Origin of the sequence: Streptomyces pratensis (assembly GCF_016804005.1) — a bacterium.
Classification (GTDB): domain Bacteria; phylum Actinomycetota; class Actinomycetes; order Streptomycetales; family Streptomycetaceae; genus Streptomyces; species Streptomyces pratensis_A.
The window spans coordinates 2,881,733-2,892,151 of the sequence record NZ_CP051486.1; the positions used below are offsets into that span (position 1 = coordinate 2,881,733).

Below are 10,419 nucleotides of genomic sequence, written 5' to 3' on the forward strand. Positions count from 1 at the left end.
GGGCATGCGGTCCCGCCGCCCCCCGTACCGGCTCACGGGGCCCCTGGGGGCTGTAGGGGTATCAGGCGTCACCGTCCCGTACCTAGCCTCCGTCAACGGAGGGGGAAGCGGACCAGGATCCCGTCCGGAGACAGTCCGCAGGACCGAGGCCCACTTTCGATCCCGATCGGATGGCGCGCTGGTGAACAACGAAGAGCAGCTGCTCGACTACCTCAGGCGGACGACAGCGGACCTGCGGGAGGCACGACGCCGGCTGCGCGAGAACGAACAGCGCGCACACGGCCCGGTGGCCGTCGTCGGCATCGGCTGCCGCTACCCGGGCGGTGTCACCTCGCCCGAGGACCTGTGGGACCTGGTGGCGACGGGGACCGACGCCGTGTCGGAGTTCCCCGGCGACCGCGGCTGGGACGTGGACGCCCTGTACGACCCCGACCCGGACCGGCCCGGCACGACGTACGCGCGTACCGGTGGCTTCCTGTACGACGCCCCGGACTTCGACTACGACTTCTTCGGTATCAGCCCCCGTGAGGCCCTCGCCATGGACCCGCAGCAACGCCTGCTGCTGGAGACCTCCTTCGAGGCGTTCGAACGGGCCGGCATCGTCCCGGCCTCCCTGCGGGGGAGCCGCACCGGCGTGTTCGCCGGCGTGATGTACAACGACTACGCCACGCGCCTCGACACCGTCCCCGACGACCTCGACGGCTACCTCGCCAACGGCAGCGCAGCGAGCATCGCCTCCGGGCGCGTCGCCTACACCTTCGGCCTGGAGGGCCCGGTCGTCACCGTCGACACCGCCTGCTCCTCCTCGCTGGTCGCCCTGCACTGGGCGGTGCGCGCGCTGCAGGCCGGTGAGTGCTCCCTCGCGCTGGCGGGCGGGGTCACCGTGATGTCGACCCCCGAGACGTTCGTCGACTTCAGCAGGCAGCGGGGCCTCGCCCCCGACGGCCGCTGCAAGGCCTTCTCGACGGCCGCCGACGGCACCGGCTGGGGCGAGGGCGCAGGCATGCTGCTCGTGGAACGCCTGGCCGACGCCCGGCGCAACGGCCACCCGGTGCTCGCCGTGATCAGGGGCAGCGCGGTCAACTCCGACGGGGCCAGCAGCCGGCTGACCGCGCCCAACGGCCCCTCACAGCAACGAGTCATCCGACAGGCGCTGGCCGGGGCCGGCCTCACCGCCGCCGACGTCGACGTGGTCGAGGCGCACGGCACCGGAACCTCGCTCGGCGACCCGATCGAGGCACAGGCGCTGCTGGCGACCTACGGCCGCGAACACCCCGCCGAGCGGCCGCTGCTGCTGGGCTCAGTCAAGTCCAACCTCGGCCACACCCAGGCCGCCGCCGGCGTCGCCGGGGTCGTCAAGATGGTCATGGCCATGCGCCACGGAGAGGTGCCGCCCACCCTCCACGTCGATGCCCCCACGGACCAGGTCGACTGGGACGCGGGAGCAGTCGAGCTCGCCCTGGAGCGAAGCCCCTGGCCCGACACCGGCCGTCCGCGTCGCGCGGCCGTCTCCTCCTTCGGCATCAGCGGCACCAACGCCCACGTAGTGCTGGAACAGGCACCCCTCGAAGAGGAACCGGCGGCCGCCCCCGGCACGGAGGCGGCGCCCGCCCACGCGGAGGCGCCACCCCGTGCGAGCGCCCCCGCCGCCACACCCGTGCCCTGGATCGTCACCGGCAGGAGCCCCGAGGCCCTCACCGGCCAGATCGCCCGCCTGCGCGAGCACCTCACCGGACACGACGACGCCGCTCCTGCGGACATCGCCCTCTCGCTGGCCACCACCCGCACCCACTTCGAGTACCGCGCCGTCGCGGTCGGCAGCGACACCGGCGCGCTGCTGGACGCCCTGGCCGCCGCGCGTCCGCTCACCCCGGTCGGCGGCAGGACGGCGTTCCTGTTCACCGGGCAGGGCGCCCAACGCCCCGGAATGGGCCGCGCCCTGCACCGCGCCTACCCGGTCTACGCCGAGGCGTTCGACGCGGTGTGCGCGCTCGCCGACCGACATCTGGAGCGCCCGCTCGGCGAAGTGATCGACGGCGACCCCGCGCTGCTCACCCGCACCGACTACGCGCAGATCGCGATCTTCGCCACCGAGACGGCCATGTACCGGCTGCTGGAGTCCTGGGGCGCGGCGCCGGACCACCTGGCCGGCCACTCCGTCGGCGAACTGACCGCCGCCCACGTCGCCGGGGTGCTCTCCCTGCCGGACGCGGTCTCCCTCGTCCTCGCCCGCGGCGGCCTGATGGCGGCTCTTCCCGCCGGCGGTGCCATGGCCGCGCTGCGCGCGACCGAGGAGGAGGTCGCCCCGTACCTCGACGAGCGCGTCGGCCTCGCCGCCGTCAACGGACCCCGCTCCGTGGTGATCTCGGGAACCGTGGAGGCCGTCGACGCACTCGCCGCGCGCTTCGGGGACGGCAAGCGGCTCAAGGTCTCCCACGCCTTCCACTCGCCGCTGATGGACCCGATGCTGGAAGCCTTCGCCGAGGCCGCCTCCCGCTGCGACTTCCAGGAACCCCGGATCCCGATCGTCTCCACCCTCACCGGCGCCCTCGCCGGCCCCGGCGAGCTCACCACCCCCGGCTACTGGGTGGACCACGTCCGCCGCCCCGTCCGTTTCGCCCCCGCCCTCGCCGCCCTGCACGACCTGGGCGCCCGGGCGTTCGTCGAGGTAGGCCCCGACACGGCGCTCACCGCCCTGGCCGCCGATTGCCTCCCCCCGGACAGCGTGTGCGTGCCCGTCATGCGCCGTGACGGTGACGAGCCGCACGACTTCGTCACCGCGGCCGCCCGGCTGCACGCGGCCGGGGGAACCGTCGACTGGGGGACGTTCCACGCCCCGCACCACGCCCGGGTCACCGGCCTTCCCACCTATGCCTTCCGGCGGACCCGTCTGTGGCTCGAGGCCGCGGCGGGCGGCAGCGGCGACGCCGACGGACTGGGACAGCAGGCGACCGGCCATCCGCTGCTGACCGCCGCGACCGAACTGCCCGACACCCAGGGCGCGGTCCTCACCGGACGGCTGTCCCTGTCCTCCCACCCCTGGCTCGGCGATCACGCCGTCCACGGCACCGTCCTGCTGCCCGGCACCGCGTTCGTGGAGATGGCGCTGCGGGCCGCCGCGCAGACCGGCTGCGACACCGTCGGGGAGCTCACCCTGCACGCCCCCCTCACCCTGCCCGAACAAGGCTCCGTGGCCGTACAGGTCGCCGTCGACGCGGAACGGGACGGGCGCCGCGAAATGACCGTATGGTCCCGCCGCACCGACACCCCGGACACTCCGTGGACCCGCAACGCCGCGGGCGTCCTGACCACCGCGCCCCCCGACGGGACACCGCCCGCCGACCCCGCCGCCTGGCCTCCCGTCGGTGCGGAACCCGTCGGCCTGGACGGGCTCTACACCCAACTGGCCCGCACCGGCTACGGCTACGGCGAGGTCTTCCAGGGCCTGCGCGCCATGTGGCGCCGGGGCGAGGAACTGTACGCCGAAGCCGCCCTGCCCGACGGAGCACGCACCACCGCCGGCGCCTTCGGCCTGCACCCGGCGCTGCTGGACGCCGCCCTGCACGTCAACCTGCTGGACCTGCCCGGCGGACAGGCCGTGCTGCCGTTCGCCTGGAGCGGCGTCACCCTGCACCGGGCGGGCGCCGACCGCCTGCGCCTGCGCCTGTCCCCGGCCGGCGACGACTCCGTCCGCCTCGACCTGGCCGACGGGGACGGCGCACCCGTCGCCACCGTCCGTGGCCTCGCGGCCCGCCCCGTGACGGCCGACCAGCTCAGCGCGGACGCCGACGACCCCCTGTACCGGATCGACCTCGTCCCGGCCCCGGGCGTGGCCCACCCGGCGCTGTCCGGCCTGGCGGTGTGCGGCGCCGACGCCGGCCTCGACGCACCCCGGTACCGCGACCTCGCCGCGCTGGCGGACGCGGGCGACGTGCCCGACACGGTCGTCCTGGCCGTGCCGGCCGACCCGGCCACCGGCACCTACCTGCCGCAGCGGGCACGGGACCTGGTCGGCACCACCCTGGACACCCTGCGCCACTGGCTCGACGACGAACGCTTCACCGGGCGCCGGCTCGCCGTACTGCTGCGCTGCGACCACCTCACGCACAGCCCGCTGTTCGGCCTGGTGCGCGCCGCGTCGGCCGAGAACCCCGGACGCTTCCTGCTGATCGGCACCGACGGGAGCGCCGCCCCGGACGCAGCCCTCGCCACCGCGCTGGCCTCCGACGAGCCGGAGACCGCGGTGCGGGACGGCGAGGTACGCGTGCCGCGCCTGGCCCGCGCCAAGCCCGGCGGCCCCCTCGCCTGGGACCCGGACGGCACGGTGCTCATCACCGGCGGCACCGGCGGTCTCGGCGCCCTGATCGCCCGCCACCTGGTCACCGAGCACGGCGTACGCAGCCTGCTGCTGGCCGGCCGGCGCGGTGCGGACGCCCCCGGAGCGGACGGCCTCCGTGCCGAACTCGTCGCGCTCGGGGCCGAGGTCACCCTCGTCCGCTGCGACGTCGCCGACCGCGCCGACCTCGCCGCACTGCTCGGCCGGCACCCGGTCCGCGCCGTGGTGCACGCCGCCGGCGTGGTCGACAACGGCGTCCTGTCCACCCTTGACACGGACCGCGTGGAACGGGTCCTTCGGCCGAAGGTGGACGCCGCCTGGCACCTGCACGACCTGACACGCGATTCGGACCTGTCCGCGTTCGTCCTGCTGTCCTCCACCTCGGGCCTGCTCGTCGGTGGCGGCCAGGCCAACTACGCGGCGGCCAACACCTTCCTCGACGGCCTCGCAGCCCACCGCCGCCACCTCGGTCTGCCCGCCGTCTCCCTGGCCTACGGCCTGTGGGCATCGGGCGGCGGCATGAGCGCGGGCATGGAAGCGGCCGACCTGGAGCGGCTGCGCCGCCTGGGCCTGCCGGCCCTGGCACCGGCCCAGGGACTGCGCATGTTCGACGCTGCCCTCGGTGCCGAGGACGCCCTCGTGGTGCCCGTCAGGCTGGACGGCGCGGCCGTACGGGCCCGGCCGGACGGCGTACCCGCGCTGCTGCGCGGACTCGTCCGTCCCGCGGTCCGCAGGCCCGGCTCCGACACCGCCGGCGCGCCCTCGTCCGCTTCCTGGCGCGAGCGGCTCGCCGTCCTGCCCGACACCGACCGCGACCGCGTCCTGCTGGACCTGGTCCGCACCCATGTCGCCGGTGTGCTCGGGCACCCCTCACCGAAGTCGGTGGACCCCGGGCGCGCCTTCCAGGAGATGGGCTTCGATTCGCTCGCCGCCGTCGAACTGCGCAATCTCCTCGCCGGCGCAACCGGCCTCACCCTCCCGGCGACGCTGGTCTTCGACCAGCCCTCGCCCCGCACACTCGCAGCCCACCTCAAGACCGAACTCGTCCCCGGACCGGCCGACCTCGCCCGGTCCGCCCTGACGGACGTGGACCGGCTCGAGGCCACACTGCTCGCCCTGCCCGACCAGGACGGCAGCCACGCCCGCGTCACCGCGCGCCTCGAAGCACTGCTCCGAGGCTGGCAGGACGCCCGCGGCGGGGGCGCCGCGCCCGAGTCGCCGCAGGACTTCGGCGAGGCCAGCGACGCAGAACTCTTCGCGACGATCGACAACGAACTGGGAGCCCTGTGATGGAAGACCCGGCAACGGCCGACAAGCTCCGCGACTACCTGAAGCGGGCCACGACCGAGCTGGAGCGCAGCCGCCGCCGCGTACGGGAGCTGGAGGAGCAGGACCACGAGCCCGTCGCCATCATCGGTATGGGCTGCCGCTACCCCGGCGGGATACGCACCCCCGAGGACCTGTGGCGCATCGTCGACGAAGGCGTCGACGTCGTCTCCGGCTTCCCCACCGACCGCGGCTGGGACATCGACGCGCTCTACGACCCCGAACCCGGGACCCCGGGCAAGTCCTACGTGCGCCACGGCGGTTTCCTCCACGACGCCGCCGAGTGCGACCCCGCCTTCTTCGGCATCAGCCCCAAGGACGCGCCCGGTACCGACCCGCAGCAGCGCATGCTGCTGGAGGTCACCTGGGAGGCATTCGAGCGGGCCGGCATCGACCCGACGGCCGTGAAGGGCACGCAGACGGGTGTCTTCGTCGGCCTGATGCACCACGACTACCTCGGCGGCACCATCTCCGGCAGCATCGTCTCCGGCCGGATCGCCTACACCCTCGGACTTGAGGGCCCGGCGGTCACCATGGACACCGCCTGCTCCTCCTCCCTGGTCGCCCTCCACTCGGCGATCCAGTCGCTGCGCAAGGGGGAGTGCTCCCTCGCGCTCGCGGGCGGCGCCGCTGTCATGGCCAGCCCCGAGATGTTCGTCGAGTTCAGCGAGCGCCGCGCCCTGTCGCCCGACGGCCGCTGCCACTCCTTCTCCGACGACGCCGCCGGCGCCGCCTGGGCCGAGGGCGCGGGCATGCTCCTCGTCGAGCGGCTGTCCGACGCCCGCCGCAACGGCCACGAGGTGCTCGCCGTCGTCCGAGGCAGCGCCGTCAACCAGGACGGTGCCTCCAACGGCCTCACCGCGCCCAGCGGGCCGGCCCAGGTCCGTGTCATCCAGCAGGCGCTCGCCGACGCCCAGCTCGCCCCGCACCACATCGACGCGGTGGAGGCCCACGGCACCGGCACCACGCTCGGCGATCCCATCGAGGCCCAGGCCGTCATCGCGGCCTACGGACAGGACCGCCCCGACGGCCGGCCGCTGTGGCTGGGTTCCATCAAGTCCAACATGGGCCACGCACAGGCCGCCGCCGGAGTCGGTGCCGTCATCAAGATGGTCATGGCGATGCGCCACGGCACCCTCCCCAGGACCCTGCACGTCGGGACCCCCAGCACCGCCGTCGACTGGAGCGCGGGCGACGTCGAACTGCTCACCGAACCCCGCCCCTGGGGCGGCGACGGCCGTCCGCGCCGCGCCGCCGTCTCCTCCTTCGGCATCTCCGGCACCAACGCGCACACCGTCCTGGAGGAGGCCCCGCCCACCGAGACGGCCGAGAGCACCCCTGACCGCACCGAGCTGCCCGTCGTGCCGTGGCTGCTGTCCGGCAAGGGCTCCGACGCCGTACAGCGGCAGGCGGAACGGCTGCTGGCGGTCGCCGGAGAGCTCGACCCCTACGACGTCGGCCACTCGCTGGCCACCACCCGCTCCCTGTTCACCCACCGCGCCGCCGTCACCGGACGCGACCGGGACGAACTGCTGACCGCCCTGCGCGAGGTCGCCGACGGCACCCGTACGCCCGTCGTCGCCCCCGAACCCGGCCGCCTCGCCGTGCTCTTCTCCGGACAGGGCTCCCAGCGCCCCGGCATGGGCCGTACCCTGCACACCGCCTTCCCGGTGTTCGCCGCCGCCTTCGACGAGATCTGCGCCGCGTTCGACGCGCATCTCGACCGGCCGCTGGCCGACGTCATGTTCGACGAGGACGCCGACGGTGCCGACGCGCCGCTGCACCGCACCGTGTACACCCAGGCGGCTCTCTTCACCTTCGAGACCGCCCTCTACCGGCTGCTGGAGCACTGGGGTGTCCGTCCCGACCTGCTCGCCGGACATTCCATCGGCGAGATCGTCGCGGCCCATGTCGCCGGCGTGCTGGACCTGAAGGACGCGGTCACCCTGGTCGCCGCCCGGGGCCGCCTCATGCAGGACCTGCCGGCCGGGGGAGCGATGGTCTCCCTGCGCGCCACCGAGGCAGAGGTCACCGCGCTCCTCACCGACGGTGTCGACGTCGCCGCCGTCAACGGCCCGCGCTCCGTCGTCGTCTCAGGCGACGAGGCGGCCGTCCTCGCCGTCGCCGCCCAGGCCGAGAAGAGCACCCGGCTGAAGGTGTCGCACGCCTTCCACTCGCACCGCATGGACCCGATGCTCGAACCCTTCCGCGAGGTACTGGCCGGTCTCACCTTCCACGAACCCGCGCTCCCGGTCGTCTCCAACGTCACCGGCCGGATCGCCGACGACCTCGCCGACGCCGACTACTGGGTACGGCACGTCCGCGAGGCCGTCCGCTTCCACGACGGGGTCACGACGCTCGCCGCCGAGGGTGCCACCCGTTTCCTGGAGATCGGCCCCGACTCGGTACTCAGCACCATGGCGCTGGACGTGGTGCCCGACGCGATCGGCACCCAGCGGCGCGACCGCGCCGAGGACGCCGCCCTCGTCGAGGCCCTCTGCCGCCTCCACCTCACCGGCACCGGCCCGGAATGGCGCACCGTCTTCACCGGAGGCCGCACCGTCGGCCTGCCCACCTACCCGTTCCGCCGGGACCGGCACTGGGAGGACGCACCCATCCTGCAGGCCGAGCGTCAGGCCGCGGCCGGCTCCGGCGGCGACGTCGGCGACCCGTTCTGGGACCTGGTGCGCGAGCAGGACGTGAGCGCCGTCGCCGCCACCCTCGGTCTCGACGACGAGCGATCCGTCGCCGCCGTCGTGCCCGCCCTCGCCACCTGGCACGGCCGCCGGCAGGCGCACGCCGCAGCGGACGGGCTGCGCTACCGCGTCACCTGGGAACCGCTGGCGCCTCCCGCCACCCCGGCGCTCGGCGCGTCCTGGCTGGCCGTCATTCCCGAGTCCGTCGCCGACACGCCGTGGGCCTCCGGCCTGATCGCGGGCCTGGCCGGCCACGGACTGGACATCGACGCCCTGACCGTGCGGGACACCGCCGACCGGGCCGCCCTGGCCGCCGCACTCACCGGCCGGGCCGCGGCCGACGGCATCCTGTACCTGTCCGCCCCGGCGACGCGGCCGGAAAACCTCGCCGCCCTCGTCCAGGCCCTCGGGGACACCGGCGCCGACGCCCCGCTGTGGTGCGCCACCCGGGACGCCGTCGCGCACGGAGCCGGCGCCGCTGTCACAGGCTTCGCACAGGCCGCCCTGTGGGGCCTGGGCCGGGTCGCCGCCCTGGAACACCCCGACCGGTGGGGCGGTCTCGTCGACCTGCCCGCCGAGGCCGGTCCGCTGACCGCGGCCCGCCTCGCCGGGCTGCTCGGCGATGCCGGGGGCGAGGACCAGGTCGTCATCCGGGAATCCGGCGCCTACGGACGCCGGCTGGAGCGTGCCCCGGCCCGCGCGGGCGCCCCCTGGCAGCCGTCCGGCACCGTGCTGGTCACCGGCGCCACCGGCGCGGTCGGCGCGGCGGTCGCCCGCCGGCTCGCCGCCGAGGGAGCCGAACACCTGCTGCTCACCTCCCGCCGCGGCCCCGACGCGCCCGGTGCCGACGGCCTGGTCCGTGAACTCACCGCCACCGGCACCGGCGTCACCCTGACCGCCTGCGACGTCAGCGACCGGTCCGCACTGGCCGCCCTGCTGGACTCCGTACCGGCACAGCACCCCCTGACGGCCGTCGTGCACCTGGCCGGCGCCCTCGACGACGGCGTCCTGGACGCCCTGGACGCGGACCGGTTCGCACGTGCCCTCGGCCCCAAGGCGGACGCCGCCCGCCATCTGCACGAACTGACCGCCGGCCTCGACCTGTCGGCGTTCGTGCTGTTCTCCTCCCTGACCGCCACCGTCGGCGGCGCCGGCCAGGCCAACTACGCCGCCGCCAACGCCTACCTCGACGCCCTGGCCGAGCACCGTCACGCGGCCGGACTGCCCGCCACCTCCGTGGCCTGGGGACCCTGGGGCGGCGACGGCATGGCGGCACACGACACGGTGCGTGCCTCGGCCCGGGCCATGGGCATGTCCCTGCTCGACCCGGACACCGCCCTCACCGCGCTGCGCCGCGCCCTGGACGGCGGCGACACCACCGTCACCGTCGCCGACGTCGACTGGTCGGTGTTCGCCCCCGTGTTCACCACGACCCGGCCCAGCCCGCTGCTGTCCGCACTGCCGGAGGCCCGCCGCGCCGGCGGCTCGGACGGCGCGAACGCGGCAGACGGCTTCGCGGAGAAGCTCGCGGGACTCACCGGAGGGGAACGCGAGCGCGCCCTTCAGGACCTGGTCTGCGGCCAGGCGGCCACCGTCCTCGGATACGGCGACGCGGGCGCCGTCGAACCGACCAGCGCCTTCCGCGACCTGGGCTTCGACTCGCTCGCCTCGGTCGACCTGCGCAACCGGATCAGCGGCGCCGCCGGTGTGCCGCTGCCGGCCACGCTCGTCTTCGACTACGCCACCCCCGCCGCCCTCGCCAAGTATCTGGGCACCGAACTCGCCGGCGCGGACACCTCCGTGGACGCCGTGGTCGCCGAATTCGAACGGGTCGCCGCCCGGCTCGGCGACCTCACCGCCGAGGACCTGGAGGAGAGCAGGGTCACCACCCGCCTGCAGACCCTGCTCAACGACCTGGACAAAACCCTCGGCCAGGATGCGGCAGCCGTCACCGGCCGCCTGGAAGAGGCCTCCGCCGACGACGTGTTCGCGTTCATCGACAACGAACTCGGCTCGGCGTGACCCCGCACTCCCACGACACCCCGGCCTGCCCGCGGACCA

Annotated in this window: 2 protein-coding genes; both read left to right on the forward strand. The window is 74.9% G+C overall.

The genetic code is table 11. The annotated features are described in order from the left end of the window. Positions 1 to 181 precede the first annotated feature (181 nt). A complete protein-coding gene (locus tag HED23_RS12405; RefSeq protein ID WP_203183463.1) occupies positions 182 to 5,626 on the forward strand; it encodes a type I polyketide synthase in 5,445 nt (1,814 codons plus the stop codon). Then, the gene (locus tag HED23_RS12410) at positions 5,623 to 10,380 is read left to right on the forward strand and encodes a type I polyketide synthase (protein ID WP_420803029.1); all 4,758 of its coding nucleotides are present in this window, start codon (positions 5,623 to 5,625) and stop codon (positions 10,378 to 10,380) included. The genes HED23_RS12405 and HED23_RS12410 overlap by 4 nt, the downstream gene beginning before the upstream one ends. The last annotated feature ends 39 nt before the right edge of the window (positions 10,381 to 10,419 follow it).